Below are 17535 nucleotides of genomic sequence, written 5' to 3'. Positions count from 1 at the left end.
CGTCAAAATGGGATGCAAGTAAATAACAGTTAAGGAAAGCTACAATGACAACATTTCAAGCATTGCTTGTAGAGAAATCTGAAGATAAAACCTTTTCACGTTCTGTGGTTGAGCGACATGTGGATGAACTTCCTGAGGGGGCGCTTCTTGTAAAAGTAAAATACTCCTCACTTAACTATAAAGATGCGCTTTCTGCTTCAGGCAATCCTGGCGTAAGCCGAAACTTTCCTCACACTCCAGGCATTGATGCAGCAGGCACTGTTGTGTCTTGCGATGATAACGCGTTCAATGAAGGTGATGATGTCATCATTACGGGCTACGATCTGGGTATGAATACCTCTGGAGGGTTTGCAGAATATATCCGAATTCCTTCATCATGGGCGGTTGCCAAACCTGACGGTCTGTCGTTAAAAGAAGCCATGATATTAGGCACTGCAGGCTTTACCGCTGGATTGTCTGTACAAGGGCTAGTTGAAAACAATGTAACGCCAGAAGACGGCGAAATACTTGTCACGGGTGCAACAGGAGGCGTTGGAAGCGTCGCCGTGGCATTGCTCGCCCAAGCAGGGTTTAGCGTGGTAGGCTGCACGGGTAAAGACTCACAGGCCGACTTCCTTATGTCTTTAGGCGCTGCCCGTGTGATAAATCGCGATAGCTTGCTAGAGAATAAAGAGCGCCCAATGCTTAAAGAGCAATACGCTGGTGTGGTGGATACAGTCGGCGGCGAATTTCTTGCCCAGGCAATTAAGTCGACTCAATACGGTGGCGTTGTTACCTGTTGCGGGCTTACCGCTTCAGCTCAGCTTGATGTAAGCGTATTTCCCTTTATATTACGCGGAGTGTCATTACTAGGCATAGACTCAGTACAGTGCCCTATGCCTCCTAGAATAAGGCTATGGGATAAGCTTGCCGGTGATTGGAAACTCAATCAACTTGAAGCATTAACCACTGAGGTCGGTTTATCTCAGCTAGACGAAAAAATTGACGCTATTTTAAAAGGTCAGTTGTCTGGTCGTACACTTGTAAATTTAGCCCTGTAGCCAAGGCATGTCTCTAACCGGCGTGTGCACTTTTTTCGAGCTTGGACTTACCAAGCTTGAAACTCTCAAGTTTGAAAATGTCGAATTTGAGACTGTCTCGCTTGAGCGTAAAAAAACTCTGAGCATGACCAGTCAAGATCTGCTGGTTTGGCCCTGCTGGTTTGGGTGTGTTGATTTAGGGCTAATAGAGTAAATCAATAGTGTAAAAGGCCACGGGTTCAAAAGGCGAAAGTGCAAAGGGTGAAAGGCGAAAGTGCAAAAGACAGGAGCCTAATGCGCTTTTTAAGATGTGAGTTATTTAAAGGCCTACAGCCGAAAATAATAACTGTACCGCTTAGAGGCAATCTATCGACTGTATTGCTTCAACATGCCAAACAGTTGATTCATGTCTATTGGTTTACCTAAGTGGCTGTCGAACCCTTCCTCTAAATAATAGGTTACGTCTTCAGGCATCACATTAGCGGTAAGCGCAATAACAGGAATATGCTTTTTCATTGCGCTTATTTGTCTATGGGCTTCCACACCATCCATTTCCGGCATATGTATATCCATAAGAATAAGGTCAAAGTCTTCTTTTTGTACCGCATCAACCGCTTGCTTGCCGTTATCTACCATGGTTATTGCAGCCATCGTCTCTTCTAGCATGGTTTGAATAACCACTTGATTAATAGCGTTGTCTTCAGCAATCAGTATCTTTTTGTTAGACAACAATGGGGCAGACAATGATTTTTTGGCTCTAGTTTGCGTATCGATTTGTGTTGGCTCAAGTGGCAAAAACACGGTTACTGTTGTGCCCGTACCTTCAATACTGTTGAGCTTAATATCTCCATTCATCAAGTCTATTAAGCTTAATGTAATAGCCATTCCAAGTCCTGTGCCACCATAGCGCCGTGTGGTGCTGGCGTCGGCTTGTGAAAACCGTTCGAATATCCGCTGTTGGGCTTCTTTGCTCATGCCTATGCCAGAGTCGATAACTTTTATGGCTATCATTTGATTGCCTTTGTGTTTGCGATTGGCAACTTTTATTCTCACTGAGCCCTTGCTGGTAAACTTCACCGCATTTGAAACAAGGTTCAAAATTATTTGTTTTACCCTAACAATGTCGCCAATCCAGCCATCTTCAAAGTTATCATCTATATCGACAGAATAGGCCACGCCCTTGCTGCTTAGCATTTCATCCATGTCGTATTTAACGGCGCTAAGTACCTCTAGTAACGAAAAAGGCGCAAGCTCTATACTGAGTTTATTCGACTCAATTTTTGAATAGTCGAGAATATCGTTGATAATGGTGAGCAAACTTTGTGCTGAGAATGCGGAGTTATCGAGAATGGTACGAAGGTTTCCTTGGATATCTGAGTTTCTCAACAACTGAAGACCACCAAGAATGGCATTCATAGGTGTGCGTATTTCATGGCTCATATTGGCAAGAAAATCACTTTTCGCTTTTGCTGCCGCCTCTGCACGCTGCTTTTCTTGCTCAAGCACCTTCATAGTTTCGACTTTATCGGTAATATCGTAGTTAACACCAATGGCTTTAACTGGCTCCCCTGCGTCGTTACGAAGAATAATAGCGTTGGCCTTAAGGTGTTTAATGTTACCGTTTGGCATTACCACACGAAACTGGGTGTCAAATTTAATATCGTTTTCTATTGAATAGTCGAGTAATGCTTTTGCATCATCAATGTCATCTGGGTGTATGGTGTTTTCCCATACTTCAAAAGCACCGGTAAAGTGCTCTTCAGACACACCGTACAGCAAATACATCCACTTATCCCAAAGCAGCTCTTCGGTAATGAGGTCGAACTCCCACACTCCCATACCAAGGGCATCGTTAGCGACCTGTAGCCGTATTGATTCTGCTACCGCCCGCTCGCGAACTTTTTGTTTCTGTGCCTCTATCTGCTTTTGCGGCGTTATATCTTGAAAAACGCCAAATAGCCCGGTGCACTCGCCATTTTCAAATTGAGGCCTACCTTGAGCCCTTACCCAAATGTTTCGCCCAGTTGCAGTAACAAGTTCAAGCTCCAAGTTCCAAGGCTCACCTTTGCTAATCCCCTTCTCTACCGCTTCAGTAATAAGCCTTTGGCTTTCTCCTGGCTTATAAAAATTGATGCCTTCTTCTAGATTCGGTTCGTAGTCGAGCGGCACCTCATGAATGCGTTTTGTTTGGTCGCTCCACACTACCTTGCTTGTTTGTAAATTGACTTCCCACGTACCGATATTGGCGGTTTTTTCGAGTTCATCTAGCAGCGTAGCCTGCTTTTGAAAAGCAAGTTTCTGTTTTTCCTCATCCTCTGTTCGCGCCCGTTCCTGCTCTTTAATATCGGAAACATCCGTTTGCGCACCAAGCATCCGAATAGGCTTGCCTTCACTGTTTCTGATAGCAACGCCTCGACAGCGAACCCAGATAGTGTGTCCCGATTTATGTGTGTATCTCATTACCTGATCGAAGGTTGTGTCCTCGTCGGCATAATGATTTTCTAGATTTTGAAGGGCTACTTTAACGTCGTCTTGATTGACAATATTTTGCCACTCAGACCGAAGGTGTTGTTTACTGGTAGGGTCGTAACCGAGTATTTTCCAGAAGGTGGGACTCATCCAGCCTTTTTCAGGATTTTCCAAATCCCAAAACCAAACCCCATCAAGAGCAGAACTCTCAATGAAGTTAAACAAGCGGTCATCACTTTTTAATAAATCTTTCAATTCAGTGAAGAGGTAATGATCGCTACTAAAATTAGTTAAGGCCAAACTCATCTCACTCATTAGGAAGAACATTTACAGAGGGTTGTAAACGTTATATTAAAACCAGCATAGCAGTAATATCAGGCTAAATAAAACTTGTAATAACATCTATTTATACTGATTTGAGGAGGGATAGATTAAAAAATAGTGTTAATGGATTTCATCAAGGTGATATCGTCAGCTTGGTAGTTATATCTACTATGCACACATTCAGCCATCGAGATGATTTTTCTCATCAAGTGAAAGTGATTCACCTTCAACTCGATTACGACCCGCTTCTTTCGCTTTATAAAGTAAGGTATCAGCTCGTTTAAACAAGCTCTCTGTAGATTCATTTTGTCGATATTCTGCTACGCCAAAGCTAGCAGTAATGCAGCCAACTACATCCATCTTGCAAGACGCTAATAAGCCTCGCACTTTTTCAGCTAGTTTTAACGCGCCGGCCAGTGCAGTTTGCGTACTCATAATAATGAACTCTTCCCCGCCCCAGCGGGCGAGAATATCCGAGCGCCGAATATTGTCTTTTATAAGATTTGCCACTGACACTAAAACCTTATCACCAACTTGGTGACCATAAGTATCATTAACCTGTTTAAACAAATCGATATCAATAACGATTAACGTTAGGCTATTTTCATAGCGATTCGCCCTACTTAACTCATGCTCTAGTTCGAGCTCAAATTTTCGACGATTATAAATTCCAGTAAGCTGGTCGGTAACAGACAGCAACTCAATGCGCTTCTTATCGGTAATATCTTGATAGAACCCAGTGAAGCCTAGTAATTCATCCGTACTATCAGTTTCTGGCTCGATGGACGCATCCACATAAATCACCGTGTTATCTTTTGACCGTGCAGTAATTTCACCTGACCACGCTTTGCCATTCAAAAGGGTAGAATACATATCTTTTAACACATCAGAGGGTGTATCTTGCTCACAAAGCACTTTATGAGTCTCTCCAACAAGGTCATAAGAACTAAAACCGGTAAGCTCAGAAAACGCAGTAGACACGTGAGCAATACGTCCGTCGGCGTTAATATTGGCAGATAGGACATACTTATCGACCAATACTTGAGCGCGAGTGAGCCGCTCATTTGTGCTGTTTAATTGCTGGTTGCGTTGATGTATTTCAAGGCTTAACGTTCGGTTCTCCTGTTTTAGTTTTCGTTTTTGAAGAAGATCTTGAACGGCAACGATTAGTTCGCTTTGTTTCCATGGTTTATTTAGAAACCGCTGAACTAAACCGGTATTAATCGCAGATTCCAACGAATCACTATCTGAATACCCCGTAATGAGAAGACACTCTGGAACATCATCAAGCTCCAACCCGTTCACCTCTGCTAAAAATTCAGCACCAGTCATGTCGGGTAGTTTCATATCAGTGATTATAATATCGAAGGTTTGAGACTTAATCAGTTCAAGTGCACTGAGACAAGATTCTTCAATGTGAATGTCGCCAAGAGTGCGAAGCTGCCGGCGCAAAGCGTGCAAGATATACACTTCGTCGTCTACGCAGAGAATTGATGGTTTATCGATATTACCTTTCTCTTGTTCAAAATCAGTAACTCCTTTTGAACCGTCAGTAACATCGCTCACATTCTTCAAGCTCTACTCCGCTCTATTTTTAGAAATCACCACTTCTAAAAAATAGTCGGTTAGCGCAAAAATTCAAATGCTCCCACTCATGCTGCATTAATGAAACACTCGTCGAGCAAGAAAAAAGGCACAAAAAAGGGCGTATAAACGCCCTTCTTGTCACTTAGTGATAGGTATTTTTTAAAAACCCTCTAGCACGAGTTTACCGACAGCGGTTCCGGCCTCAAGCTGCTTGTGCGCAGTAATAAGGTTTTCGGCATTTATTTTCCCTAAATGCTTACCCACTGTGGTTTTGATTTTTTTATTATCAACCAAATCGGCGACATGTTTTAGCAGACGGTGCTGTTCAATCATATCGTCGGTTTCAAACATGGAGCGAGTGAACATAAACTCCCAATGCAGCGACAAACTTTTTTGCTTAAGCTTCGATACATCAATACTTTCAGGGTCGTCAATTAACGCCAGCTTGCCTTTCGGTTTCATCACCTCAACAAACATATCAATGTTGGCTCCCGTATTAGTTAAGCTAGCAACATGGGTGACCTGCCCTACATCAAGTGCCTTTATTTGCTCGGCCATTGGTTTACTGTGGTCGATAACATGATCAGCGCCTAGCGACTTAACCCACGATTTCGTCTCATCTCGAGACGCTGTGGCGATAACTGTAGCGCCCGTTAGCACCTTCAATAGCTGCAGCATAATAGAGCCTACTCCGCCTGCGGCTCCAACCACGAGCACCACTTCATCACTTTTTTCTTGTTGCTGTTTTAGCAACAGGTGATCAAACAGTAATTCGTAAGCCGTAATGGTAGTCAGCGGCAGCGCTGCCGCCTCGCTATCAGATAAAGACGTTGGCGCAAGGGCCACAATGCGCTCATCAACCAATTGATACTCAGCGTTGGTGCCTTGACGAGTGAGATCTCCTGCGTAATAAACGCGGTCGCCCACCGCGAATGCCATAACATCGCTTCCTACCTCTTCCACTACGCCAACGGCATCCCAACCAAGTATTTTTGGTTGTCCTTGTGGCTCAACCCGTTGCCGAATTTTGCAATCTACTGGATTAACGGCAATGGCATTAATTTTTACAAGTAGATCGGTGCCTGTTGCACTGGGCTTTTCTACTTCGATATCTTCTAGCGCTCTTTCTTCTTCTATCGCTAACGAGCGAGTGTAGCCTACGGCCTTCATTATCAACTCCTTACTTACCGTTTATACATAGCAGGCATACCTTCACCAGGCGTGCTGTTTTTAATGAACTCGCGTAAATCTTGATTCGATGATTTCAAATCGTCACGACGAAGGTACATCATATGCCCACTTCTATAGCCCTTAAAACTTAAACGGTCTTTCATTGCACCGCTGTTATCTAGCTGCCACATGGTGTACTTGGCATCAAAATAATTGGTTGCACCATCGTAATAACCAGCTTGAATCATCACATTTAAATAGGGGTTTTGGGCCATCGCTAGGCGCAAATTGCTTCCCGTATTGTTATTACTTCTGTCCCACGGGCGAACTGGACCAAACATGTTGTATTTAATGTCTGTTTTATACGCTAGCTCTTCGCGAAGATAGTAGTTAATGGCAGGCGTAAACGAGTGCAACCAAGAGGTAAGCTCGGCCCAGTAGTCTGGTCTATCACCACTTTGCTTAGCATCAATACCTAAATAACGACTGTCTAGTCTGCCAAGGGTTTTGCCTTCGTCACGCAGCAACTCTTTCCAGAAAAACGCGGTACTCACATCTAAATTATTCTGCGAAACGGCATCTTCACTTAACCCAGAGTACCGAGCCATTTTTGCCAACACTTTGCGCTTTTCTTCCGGCTTGATAAAGCCACCTTTCGCTAATGCCGGTATTAGCTCGTTGATAGTAAAGTCTTCTACCTCTGGCAGTAATTCAAGCAGGTCCTTGCTTTGAAGCTCTGAATCAAGCTTATTGTGATACCACGCTGCAGCGGCAAAGTAAGGCAAGCGGTTAGCCGCTTTTACCGGGCCATTACGCTCAATACCAATATCGGTTGGAGAAACTAAAATAACGCCATTTAAGTACATCCACTGACGATTTTGTAGTTCAAGGGCAAGGCCTGACACCCGCGTAGTACCGTAGCTTTCGCCGATGAGATATTTAGGAGAGCGCCAGCGATTGTTTCTGGTAACGAAGGTATTTACCCAATCTGCAAGGTAGCTAATATCGGCATTAACGCCGAAGAACATTTTTTTCTGCTCTTCTTGTGACGGCATTTTGCCCTCGGCATTTGGCAACACTCTGCTATAGCCTGTATTAACCGGGTTAACAAATACAATGTCAGCGGCATCTAATACTGAGTATGGGTTGGTTTGTACGCCATAAGGCTGCACTGGATAGCCTTCATCATCGATATTGAGAATACGAGGCCCTGTATACGCTACATGCATCCATACTGACGCAGAACCAGGCCCGCCGTTAAATGAAATGATCAGGGGTCTTTTGGCATCATCTTTTATATCTGTGCGCTTGTAGTAAGTATAGAAAAGCGTTGCGACAGCTTCATCCTTACCATTCCACACTGGCTGGGTGCCAGTAGTGGCGCTGTATTTAACGCGCTTGCCTAAAATTTTGGTCTCATGTTCGGTAACAACTTTACTGTCTATTTCGATAGCACGGTCGTGTTCCTGTGCAATAGTGTTAAACGTAAATAGTGAAAGAAACAGCAGGCAATACGTCGCTGCCGCTTTACGAGTGCTTGAGTAGGATATTGTCATTTTCATACACGCTTCTTTTTGTTTGGATTATTGACACAAACACTATAACCCTAGTGGCTTATTCTCTCTAATTAGAACGATAAGTTAACGAAATTAGTCGATATACCTCTGTATAGGCTTATTCACACATATTCTCGAAGAGAATGCGGTTCCGCTAAGGGCGGTTAATTTGGGCGATTAATTTTCTATCGCCTTTTCATTAACATGCTCAATAAGCTCAGGAAGAAACGAGAGAAACAAGCTCTCCAATTTAGCTTTATTGCTTGCAATATCATCCACACTTTTATGAAAGTCGTTTTTAAAGCGAATGCGTTTTGCTACCACCGTAATGGCCTTAGCAATTCCCTCTTCTCTTGCGTAATCGTCGAACCAGTTATGAGTGATCATATGACCAACGCTATGCTGCATTGTGCGTGGCATTTGCGGCAGCCGCATTTCTAGCAGTTCAAATCGCTGAGAGCAAAATGATGAAAATGACTGGTCAGAAAAACGAGCCCAATGCTTAATTAACAGGTGATCAAAATAGATATCAATAGCGACGGGAGCGTATCGACGCCTGCTTTGATGAAACAGTGTTTTCGCTTCTTTCACTAAGTCGTGTTGGTCAGTGAATTTGTCCACTACATAATGATTCTCAAGCCCCCGCCGCACATCCGATGAGAAAGAAGTGACATCGACTCCCCGACGAAAGTCGCCTAGCAAATTACCAAATTGGGAATCTGCCGTTGGTTTAGCGAGAAAAAGATGAGCTAAATAATTCATAATGTTGTTTGGTTCTTATTTCGGTTGTGTGTAACAGGGGCCATCAGGTAAAATTTGTAAAAAATGGTCAGCAACGCTGCCAAGTAGTCAGCGCTTATGCTGTCAGTACATGCATCCAGCATTATTACAAGAATGCTAATCGTAACAGTTTTCACGTCATTTCATCAGGTAAGTACATTAATGTCTGCAATATCATCTTCAGAAATATCTTCTCTCCTTGAGCCAGTAAATGCATTTTTGCAATGTAATACACCAGACGCATGGTTAGATGAAGCAAAGAAAGAAGAGAACCTTCGTATGCTGCTTACCGACCATTTAATTTGTGAGTTGAAAGCTGCCCAGAGCGCAATGTACTTACTTCGCCGTTATGTAGCAGATGAAGAAACCAGTAAAGTACTACTAGGCTGGCTTAAACCTTATGAAGACTTTACGTATAGACACGTTGGCGACTGGCAGTCGCTAAACACGAAGCATTTATCAAAGAGCGTGTTCAATGTTGATGGCTTAGACAGCGTTAAAAAAGACATGTTGGATAAAATGGTCATGTTGATTAAAGAAGAACTTCACCATTTTTATCAAGTGCTTGAGATAATGCATCGCCTTGGGTTTGAGTATAAATCGGTAACCTCTAGTCGCTACGCTAACGGACTACTTAAACACGTTCGCACCTACGAGCCAGAGAAGTTGGTGGATAAGCTCATTTGCGGTGCTTACATTGAAGCGCGCTCCTGTGAGCGTTTTGCCAAGCTTGCTCCACATGTGTCTGATGAACTCGGCAAGTTTTATGTGTCGTTATTACGCTCAGAAGCACGCCATTTTGAGGACTATTTGACCCTTGCCGAAACAATTGCGGGTAAAGACATTTCAGACCGTATAAGATTGTTCGGAGATGCAGAAGCAGTACTTATCGAAACGCCAGATGAAGTGTTTAGATTTCATAGTGGACACCCTGCTATTGAAAGCTTAATGGCTTAACTACGATCGTAAACTAGTTGGTCGACCTCATTTTATTTAAAAAAACGGGCCGCGCTTGAATTAAGCGCAGCCCGTTTTTTACTGTTAAAAGCCTTAGAAACTTTTTGCGATAGAAGAACTGAATTAAATCTACACAGCTTTTACCTAGTGAGTATTTCCAACTTTATAATCACTAATTAACTTATCCTTTCTCTTAACGACTGACAGCTTACTTTAAACTCGTCGTATTTTTCACATTTATCGAGAGTAGAAAGAGCTTCCTCATTATTACCAGTATTCGAAAGAGCGATACTTTTTTGTATTATAAATAAGCTTTCATTACCGAATGTATTTTCCGCACTTTCAATAGCAGCAAGAGCATCTTCAAATTTTTGTTGCTTCATTAAACGCTCAACCCTTATTTCTACAAGAGAGGGAGACGCATCCTGCCATCTTTCAATTAAATCTAAATTCTGCATTGCTTTGATGCTGTCACCTTTGGCCATACGTATGTTGTACATAAGCTCTCGCATATAGGGGTGGTTTTTTGTGAGTGAAGTTTGTGATTCACGAGCAAGCGACATCGCTGTATCAATATCGCCCGCAGACAAAGCATTAGAGGCTTCAAACGCTACCTTATAACTACTCAGTACCGTTGCAACTTCTGGAACTTCTTTTACTTCATTCCATTTCTGACGATCTACTTTTCGCCTTACCTCATCACGATACACTCTTAATGCGTAAGACTTTATATTTTCTTCTCTCACATCAGGCGCCATGTGGCGTTTTTGAAAGTAATCAGCGGCAGTTGAAAGAGATGTGCTTAGTCCTTCTACTAGGAATGCGTTAAACTGCTGGCTGATCCCTCCTAAATCTCCTGCTTTGAAGGCTCCAGTCAGAGCTTCTTGCTGCTTTTCCCAAAAAGCAGACAGCATGCCTTCTTGCTTTCCTTGAAAGTTTTCTAGCCGTTCTAGCACATGAGAGTGAGCTCGCGGAGAATATCCAGCAGCAATTGCAAGGTCAAACCCTAACAAATCCGCTTCATCTTCTTGAGTTCTCTTCCAAGCCGTATTCCAAACACTATCAGACACCGTTTGTATCACAGCATTGTAAACCATTGCCTTTGAAATATTGTCACTGCCCTGCTCGCTTGGATTATATTCAAGTGTTCTTGATTTACCCTGTTTTACAAAGCTCGTGTCTTTCGCAACGTTTGCCATAACAATTGCGCTGGCTAGCATATTAACGTTTTCTTTATTGTCTTGAACTACAGCGTCCCGCTCGTGATGACGCATAAGAATGTGGCTAACCTCATGCGCAATAAGAATAGCTAACTCGTCTTCGCTTTCCACATTGTTCAGTGTACCAATGGGAATGCTTATCATACCGAAGGAATCAGCATAGGGCGCAAAAGACTGAGAATGAACCACTTGAATTTGAACGTTTACTGGACTGCCATCCCATTGAGCCATGAGGTTATCAAGAATACCGTCTAGGTATTTTTTTAATCTCGGAGAATGAACGACGTGAGACTGCCGAATTTGCTGCTTTGGGATATCCTTTCCAGAGTAACTGATCACTCCTTCAGTGCCACTAAATTCATCTTCTCGCTGTTTGTATTCAGCAACTTGCGGTTGAGAGATGTACTTTCCATCGAAGCTATTGTGAATACTCTTGCCAGTGAGGTTACCCACTGCATCGCCCATTCCTTCAATAGTGCTTTGGCAAGCACTGATCGCGCATAAAGAGCCCAAAATAATGGTTAGCTTAGTAAAAGTAGAATTAATTCGCATCTTCACACGCTCCCCCAAAACCCATGGTGCCGGTTTCTCTTTTATCCTTTGCCCCTGTCTCACTTATTTTATAACAGGGTAAATCGACTACCTTTCCTTTATTCAGCTGTACGAAATATGTATCCAGCCACACTCCCTCTCCCTTTGAATTCTTTATTTTAACGAGGTCGAGTACATCGTTTCTCTCAAGTACGGGTATGTCAGTACTTGGAAGAGTGTCTACGGCGACTGTTGCAATTACCTTCCCTTTTGCATCGAGTGTTTCAATTTCATCAACACTAAAGCCTGTAATGGCTAACGGTTCATTTGCTATTACACTAAACGTCATGAGTAACGTTAGTGCGGCAGAATATTTTTTCATCATACGATTTTCTCCTTGGTAAGACCTTTAAGGTATGTAATAGATGTTTTTAACGGTGTGAATAACCTTATTTTTACTGCAAAAATAGAGAGGATAAGTGTTAACTGTGCTACCCAATTGATTGGTTCAAAATTAAGTAGATATGAAAAAACGATAACGACAGCTAAGAGAAGTACAATAAGAATTATGGCCGAGACCGCTATAAACCTTTTATCGCTTGCACCAATATTCTTATTTTCAGACTGCCTTTCAGCAACCTTCTCTCGCCACATAAAGACCAGCAGAAACAATAAACAATCGGTTATATCTGCCAAATCGATATTACCCAAAACCGTTGGTGCAGGTCTGAAATAATGTTCTTTGTACGTTATCAAGTTATCAAGTGCCATTGCGTGAAAATAAACTCCGGCTACTTTTCCATGTACAGGTGAATATACTTCATCACGTGCACCTTGAATTAATGCGCCAACCATCACGAACTTGTCTTTTAAAAGATCTTTCAGAATCTTTTTATCCTCACTTTTAGTGGCAGATAGATAGTCTGGTGGCAATGTAGTGGAGTAAGCACAACGTTGCCGCCACTCTGGAACAAATTTCCAAAATACCTCTGACAGAAGAATTTGCGACATTGTTGTCAGCGTATGTTGCTCTGACATGCAGCTTGCATTATTCGTCAAGCTATACTGGGCGCTAGATAGTTCCATTCCCCACTGCAAAGCAATTGGCGGTGGTGTTTCAGGAATAGAACACAGAGAGTCGCCGTTGCAATATTGGCTGTATAGGGCAAAGGCAGGGGTAGATAAAGAGTCAATCTGTGAGGGATAGTAGCTGTCATAACCGTCCCATTGAACTATAACTGGATCAGTACTTGAAAAGAAATTGGAGCCGGACAGCGCCGAATTATTAACACGTGGAAGATAGATCGGTACTCTTGAGCTGTACCTATCGAAAATATTGGCTAATGGCTCGGGGGAATCTCCCCGCGCAGACCTATCATGTGTGTAAAGTAGATCAACAAAAAGCCCTTTTGGCTCGTATGATAAAATTCGCTTAAATAAACCGGCTTGCTGAACGTAAGAGAGGGGCCAACTCAATCCATTGTTATTGAGATAATCATCATTTATGAGCACCACGACAATTTCGTCTTGCCCTTTACTGCTATAGTAAAGGGCATTTACCCTATTTAGGATATCTGCAGATGCATTGTCAGTCGCAGTGGTTATCTTGAACGGATCGAGAAGGATTAAGAATACTAGCGCTACAGAGCGAATCCATAACCCTAGTCTTCCCCAATGCCGACTTTCAGCAAATGCTATAAAATACAATACGAGCGCTTTAATGATTATGTCCATATCTATCATTGTTCAGCTTAGTATTTACCGTTGGGTGTGTATTTGTCAATAACGCTGTAAAAATGTACTGATTTTAAAAGTTTGATTGAATAAACTCAGTCTTCAGATATATAGCCTTGGCCGAAAAACTCAAAACGTTATAAACACTGCCCCGCCAAACAGATGATTATTTAGTCAATATTCATTGACGCCCGTATGATCTTACTGCACACTAAAATTGTAAAAATATTGTTAACGGCAGTTAGCAGCGTGCTAATTTAAGTTCTTATGTAAGTTCTGATGTAAGCGCCAATGTAAGTTAGAGAGGTGCAAGTTTGGAACTTACAGCTTCTAAAGCTGGAAAACTTGAGAAACAGCAAGCACGCTTTATGTATTTTGAGTCAATAACAGGCGGTCACTGGTTTACATACAAATAAACCGCTGTGTTTGCCTTACCGAGTTCGCCTTTTGTGCCCGCTATACCGCGTTCACTTAAGGGTAAAACCTCACTGCCAAAACAATACACTCGTTCGTTTTATAATAATAACGTTGTTAAGAAGGCAGGGACTATGATTTTAAATCACCTCATCGGTATCTACACTCATCCAAGAGAAGAGTGGCAGACAATTGATACTAAACACGAAAACTATTTCTACGCGCTTACCCATATTGCATTTATTGCACTTATTCCTTCTGTTGTTGCTTATTATTCTAGCGCCCATACAGGCTGGAGTATTGGTGCAGGCGACGTTATAAGACTTAGCGAAAACAGCGCTATTATGATGGGTATAGGCATGTACTTCGGTTTAATAGCTGGAGTGGTTGCACTTGCGCTTTTAATTCATGAGCTTGCAAAAGCGTTTGATAGCACTCCTACCTATACACAATCACTTGAGCTTGCCGCCTACACAGCCACTCCCCTATTTATGGTGGGCTTAGCTGGTCTTTACCCTGAATTATGGGTGGTGATGACGGCACTGTTAGTGGGCATTAGCTACTCGGTTTATTTGCTTTACTCTGGTGTTCCCATTCTTATGCATATGCATGAAGACAAAGGCTTTATTTATTCTAGCTCGGTGGTCACCTGCGGCCTTGTGTTGTTAGTAATATTAATGACTGGCTCGGTGTTAGTGTGGGGATTATCAGGTGGGCCTGTTTTTATTCACTAACGTGGTGATGTTAACGGGTTTGACGTTATCGTATTAGTAATAAACACAAAAATGCCGCTTTAAAAGCGGCATTTTTAATGGTTTCTTTTCCAAAGTGTCATCTCTGCACAGTGACCTTAGCAATAGTAAGCACAATAGTGTTCAAAACAGCATTCACGCAAGTACGCGTAAGTGCATCAACTAGTTAGAATCCATGTTATGAACATCTAAATTGCTGAGCTCAGCCTGCATGGTCGGCGCTTGGTTCGATTTTTCACCACGAGACATATCAATTCGCTCTAAATATTCTTGGTCTATGTCTGCAGTAATATAGTTTCCGTCAAACACTGACGTTTCAAAACGCTGAATACTTTCGTTTTCTTCACGAACTGCTTCTACTAGGTCTGAAATGTCTTGGAAGATAAGACCATCTGCCTGGATTAAGTCTGCTATTTGATCAATCTCACGACCATAGGCAATGAGCTCATTAGCTGATGGCATATCTATGCCATACACATTTGGAAAACGTATTTCAGGTGCTGCTGAAGCGAAGTAAACCTTTTTGGCTCCCGACTCTCTTGCCATTTCGATAATCTGGCCTGATGTCGTGCCGCGAACGATAGAGTCATCAACTAGCAGTACACTCTTACCTTTAAACTCAGACGAAATCGCATTTAGCTTTCGGCGAACCGACTTTTTACGTAGCGTCTGGCCCGGCATAATGAAGGTGCGACCAATGTAGCGGTTTTTCACAAAGCCTTGTCGATACGGTAAATCAAGGGTAGTAGCGATTTGTAGCGCTACATCCATAGACGTTTCAGGAATAGGAATTACCACGTCAATATCCAAATCAGACCATTCACGCTTAATCTTTTCACCGAGCTTTCTACCCATATTCACACGTGATGCATACACTGAGATGCCATCGATAAAGCTGTCGGGGCGCGCAAAATATACAAACTCAAAAATACAGGGAGAGGTAATTGGGTTTTCCGCACACTGACGAGTATGCAACTGGCCTTCTTCGGTGATAAATACAGCTTCACCTGGCGAGACATCGCGAACAAACTGAAAGCCTACTGCATCAATAGCGACACTTTCAGAGGCAACCATCCACTCTTCACCCACTTCTGTCATTCGCTTACCTAAAGCAAGCGGGCGAATGCCGTGAGGGTCGCGAAAAGCAACAATACCCTGGCCAATGATGGCCGCAACCACCGCATAGGCACCGCGAATTTTCTTATGTACCTTTGTGACCACTTCAAAAATGTGCTCGGCACTTACGCTTAAGCCAGCAACTTGTTGTAACTCGTGGGCTAAGATATTAAGCAGTAATTCAGAGTCGGATGTAGTGTTGATATGGCGACGGGCAATGCGGAATACTTCCTGCTGAAGATCGTGGGCATTGGTTAAGTTACCGTTGTGAGCAAAGGCTATACCAAACGGTGAGTTAACATAGAACGGCTGTGCCTCTGCTGAACTTGATGTTCCCGCTGTTGGGTATCTAACATGCCCAATCCCCATATTGCCCGTTAAACGCTTCATATGGCGGGTGTGGAAAACGTCTCGCACCAAACCATTGGCCTTGCGCAAGTTAAACATATTCTGATCGATAGTCATTATACCTGCAGCATCCTGCCCGCGGTGCTGAATAACCGTCAAACCGTCATAAAGAGACTGAGCTACGGGGGTTTTACCAACTATTCCGACAATACCACACATGTGCGTTACCTATTTTAAACGGGATTTAAGAAACTGGATGAGCCTTTCACATACGTGAAAAACCACTCAATAATGACACCAAACTCAGGAATTAGTACTGACGCCTGCCACCACAATGCGGTTGCAGCACCAGTAAAGGTATCCATAAAAAAGAGTAAAGCGCTAACAATGAGAACACCGCGCAATGCGCCAAAAACAATGCCTAGTGCACGGTCGGTGCCTGATAAGCCTGTGGCTTGAACTAGCTGGCTAAACACATAGTTAACCATGCCACCTAGTATAAGTGTAGAGACAAATAATGCCGCAATAGCTGCGCCATTTTTAATGTAAGGATCGTCTATGGCAGTAAAGTAAATGGCAAGGTCGGCATAAAAATTACTGGAAATGAAGAGTGCAGAAAACCACACCACAAGCGAAATGGCCTCTTTAACAAACCCTCTGATAAGGCTTATTAAGGTCGATACCGCAATGATACCCAATATGGAGAAGTCAACCCAGTTCATTGTCTCTTTATTGCGTTGATGTTGCCTAACCTATGCTAGACAAACTGCCGTTGGCGAGATGGCGCGCATTCTAACAGAAGCCAAAAATATTACTAGTCTGTAGTAAACAGTCTGTAACAAATTAGCTCCTCCATTAGTATAAAAACGCGCCTTTAATTTTTCAGGTTATTCTACTTTGAAGGTCGTGACCTTGCCTTTAAGCTTAGTGAGTTCCTTTAAATGCGGCAGTGCCGATTCAAGCTTTTGTTTGTCTAAATCTGGACCGACAAAAACTTTGTTCAGTAACCCTGAGCTGGTTTGGATTTTACGGCTAAACGCTCGATAACCAGCGCGTTCAAGCTTCGCCAGTAAGCTTTTTACATTTTTTTCGTGTCTGAAGCTTCCCAGCTGAATGACCCACCCTGCATCTTCTTCGGCAAGATCATTGCTAGCTTCTATTACGGTTTGGCTGGCAAGCTCATCTTTGGGCTTAGGAGAAGTTGAAGTCGTTTGCGTGTCATCGCTTGCTTGCAATTCGCTTGCCTGCAACTCGCCCTTCTCTTGAGACTCGTATACATCGTCAAGCGCTTCGGCTTCTTCAACTTCTACTTCTGGCACGGCGGCTCGTGCAACGCGCTCAGAAGGAAACGGCTCAGGCTCTACTATTGGCTTTATCGGTGGATTTGCAGGCACTGAAACGAAAGGCTCTCGGTTCGTCTGTTTTTTGCCATCGAGAAAGTCAGGTAAGAAAATAACGGCAAGAGCCACTATGATAATGGTTCCTACCAATCTATTCTTTAATGCCGATGTCACTGCTGTCTCCTGCTTGAATGACTGCGCCCGTTCCCTTTTAAAAA

The 17535-nt window shown here is 43.0% G+C and carries 14 protein-coding genes; 3 read left to right on the top strand and 11 right to left on the bottom strand.

The genetic code is table 11. The annotated features are described in order from the left end of the window. Positions 1 to 44: 44 nt before the first annotated feature. Positions 45 to 1040: a YhdH/YhfP family quinone oxidoreductase gene (locus tag JV36_RS0117220; RefSeq protein ID WP_032096724.1), complete on the top strand. Its 996-nt coding sequence runs from the start codon at positions 45 to 47 to the stop codon at positions 1038 to 1040. Positions 1041 to 1385: 345 nt separating this feature from the next. On the opposite strand, the gene JV36_RS19340 is transcribed toward JV36_RS0117220, so the two are convergent. From JV36_RS19340 to JV36_RS0117195, 5 genes are all read right to left on the bottom strand, one after another. Continuing rightward, positions 1386 to 3794 (bottom strand): PAS domain-containing protein, encoded by a 2409-nt coding sequence (locus JV36_RS19340; protein ID WP_052010235.1) that lies wholly within the window; start codon positions 3792 to 3794, stop codon positions 1386 to 1388. 198 nt (positions 3795 to 3992) lie between these two features. Further along, complete coding sequence (locus tag JV36_RS19335) at positions 3993 to 5378, bottom strand: GGDEF domain-containing response regulator (protein WP_235207896.1); 1386 nt, start codon at positions 5376 to 5378, stop codon at positions 3993 to 3995. A 180-nt stretch (positions 5379 to 5558) separates the two neighbouring features. Then, entirely contained in the window at positions 5559 to 6569 is a 1011-nt protein-coding gene (locus tag JV36_RS0117205) for a zinc-binding alcohol dehydrogenase family protein (protein ID WP_032096725.1), read from the bottom strand. A 14-nt stretch (positions 6570 to 6583) separates the two neighbouring features. Beyond that, positions 6584 to 8131 (bottom strand): S10 family peptidase, encoded by a 1548-nt coding sequence (locus JV36_RS0117200; RefSeq protein ID WP_235207885.1) that lies wholly within the window; start codon positions 8129 to 8131, stop codon positions 6584 to 6586. Positions 8132 to 8302: 171 nt separating this feature from the next. Next, a complete protein-coding gene (locus tag JV36_RS0117195; protein WP_032096726.1) occupies positions 8303 to 8887 on the bottom strand; it encodes an acyl carrier protein phosphodiesterase in 585 nt (194 codons plus the stop codon). A gap of 180 nt (positions 8888 to 9067) precedes the next feature. Between JV36_RS0117195 and miaE the strand changes: the two genes are divergently transcribed. Further along, on the top strand, positions 9068 to 9862 hold the full coding sequence (gene miaE / locus JV36_RS0117190; RefSeq protein WP_081926682.1) for a tRNA isopentenyl-2-thiomethyl-A-37 hydroxylase MiaE: 795 nt from the start codon (positions 9068 to 9070) through the stop codon (positions 9860 to 9862). Positions 9863 to 10038: 176 nt separating this feature from the next. On the opposite strand, the gene JV36_RS0117185 is transcribed toward miaE, so the two are convergent. From JV36_RS0117185 to JV36_RS0117175, 3 genes are read right to left on the bottom strand one after another with little or no spacing between them, the layout of a single operon-like run. Next, positions 10039 to 11634, bottom strand: coding sequence for a M48 family metallopeptidase (locus JV36_RS0117185; RefSeq protein ID WP_032096727.1), 1596 nt, complete (start codon positions 11632 to 11634; stop codon positions 10039 to 10041). Beyond that, positions 11624 to 11998 (bottom strand): hypothetical protein, encoded by a 375-nt coding sequence (locus tag JV36_RS19330; protein ID WP_052010237.1) that lies wholly within the window; start codon positions 11996 to 11998, stop codon positions 11624 to 11626. Before JV36_RS19330 ends, JV36_RS0117185 begins: the two co-directional genes overlap by 11 nt. Continuing rightward, positions 11995 to 13347: a CHASE2 domain-containing protein gene (locus JV36_RS0117175; protein ID WP_160173366.1), complete on the bottom strand. Its 1353-nt coding sequence runs from the start codon at positions 13345 to 13347 to the stop codon at positions 11995 to 11997. Before JV36_RS0117175 ends, JV36_RS19330 begins: the two co-directional genes overlap by 4 nt. 548 nt (positions 13348 to 13895) lie before the next feature. Here JV36_RS0117175 and JV36_RS0117170 point away from each other — a divergent pair. After that, the gene (locus JV36_RS0117170; protein WP_032096728.1) at positions 13896 to 14495 is read left to right on the top strand and encodes a Yip1 family protein; all 600 of its coding nucleotides are present in this window, start codon (positions 13896 to 13898) and stop codon (positions 14493 to 14495) included. A 180-nt stretch (positions 14496 to 14675) separates the two neighbouring features. On the opposite strand, the gene purF is transcribed toward JV36_RS0117170, so the two are convergent. The 3 genes from purF to JV36_RS0117155 all read right to left on the bottom strand — a co-directional run bounded on the left by purF (position 14676) and on the right by JV36_RS0117155 (position 17491). Continuing rightward, entirely contained in the window at positions 14676 to 16196 is a 1521-nt protein-coding gene (gene purF / locus JV36_RS0117165; protein ID WP_032096729.1) for an amidophosphoribosyltransferase, read from the bottom strand. 14 nt (positions 16197 to 16210) lie between these two features. Next, complete coding sequence (locus JV36_RS0117160; protein WP_032096730.1) at positions 16211 to 16699, bottom strand: CvpA family protein; 489 nt, start codon at positions 16697 to 16699, stop codon at positions 16211 to 16213. Between the two features lie 165 nt (positions 16700 to 16864). Next, a complete protein-coding gene (locus tag JV36_RS0117155) occupies positions 16865 to 17491 on the bottom strand; it encodes an SPOR domain-containing protein (RefSeq protein WP_032096731.1) in 627 nt (208 codons plus the stop codon). Positions 17492 to 17535: the final 44 nt, after the last annotated feature.

Source organism: Alteromonas sp. LOR (assembly GCF_000753865.1).
Taxonomy (GTDB): Bacteria; Pseudomonadota; Gammaproteobacteria; order Enterobacterales; family Alteromonadaceae; genus Alteromonas.
Note: the sequence above shows the minus strand (reverse complement) of the source record. Positions and strands in the feature narration are given on the sequence as shown.

Excerpts from the sequence above, each read along its gene's own strand:
- JV36_RS0117220 (WP_032096724.1), top strand. The coding sequence starts at position 45 with ATGACAACATTTCAAGCATTGCTTGTAGAGAAATCTGAAGATAAAACC.
- JV36_RS19340 (WP_052010235.1), bottom strand. The coding sequence starts at position 3,794 with ATGAGTTTGGCCTTAACTAATTTTAGTAGCGATCATTACCTCTTCACT.
- JV36_RS0117205 (WP_032096725.1), bottom strand. The coding sequence starts at position 6,569 with ATGAAGGCCGTAGGCTACACTCGCTCGTTAGCGATAGAAGAAGAAAGA.
- JV36_RS0117200 (WP_235207885.1), bottom strand. The coding sequence starts at position 8,131 with ATGAAAATGACAATATCCTACTCAAGCACTCGTAAAGCGGCAGCGACG.
- JV36_RS0117195 (WP_032096726.1), bottom strand. The coding sequence starts at position 8,887 with ATGAATTATTTAGCTCATCTTTTTCTCGCTAAACCAACGGCAGATTCC.
- miaE (WP_081926682.1), top strand. The coding sequence starts at position 9,068 with ATGTCTGCAATATCATCTTCAGAAATATCTTCTCTCCTTGAGCCAGTA.
- JV36_RS0117185 (WP_032096727.1), bottom strand. The coding sequence starts at position 11,634 with ATGCGAATTAATTCTACTTTTACTAAGCTAACCATTATTTTGGGCTCT.
- JV36_RS19330 (WP_052010237.1), bottom strand. The coding sequence starts at position 11,998 with ATGATGAAAAAATATTCTGCCGCACTAACGTTACTCATGACGTTTAGT.
- JV36_RS0117175 (WP_160173366.1), bottom strand. The coding sequence starts at position 13,347 with ATGGACATAATCATTAAAGCGCTCGTATTGTATTTTATAGCATTTGCT.
- JV36_RS0117170 (WP_032096728.1), top strand. The coding sequence starts at position 13,896 with ATGATTTTAAATCACCTCATCGGTATCTACACTCATCCAAGAGAAGAG.
- purF (WP_032096729.1), bottom strand. The coding sequence starts at position 16,196 with ATGTGTGGTATTGTCGGAATAGTTGGTAAAACCCCCGTAGCTCAGTCT.
- JV36_RS0117160 (WP_032096730.1), bottom strand. The coding sequence starts at position 16,699 with ATGAACTGGGTTGACTTCTCCATATTGGGTATCATTGCGGTATCGACC.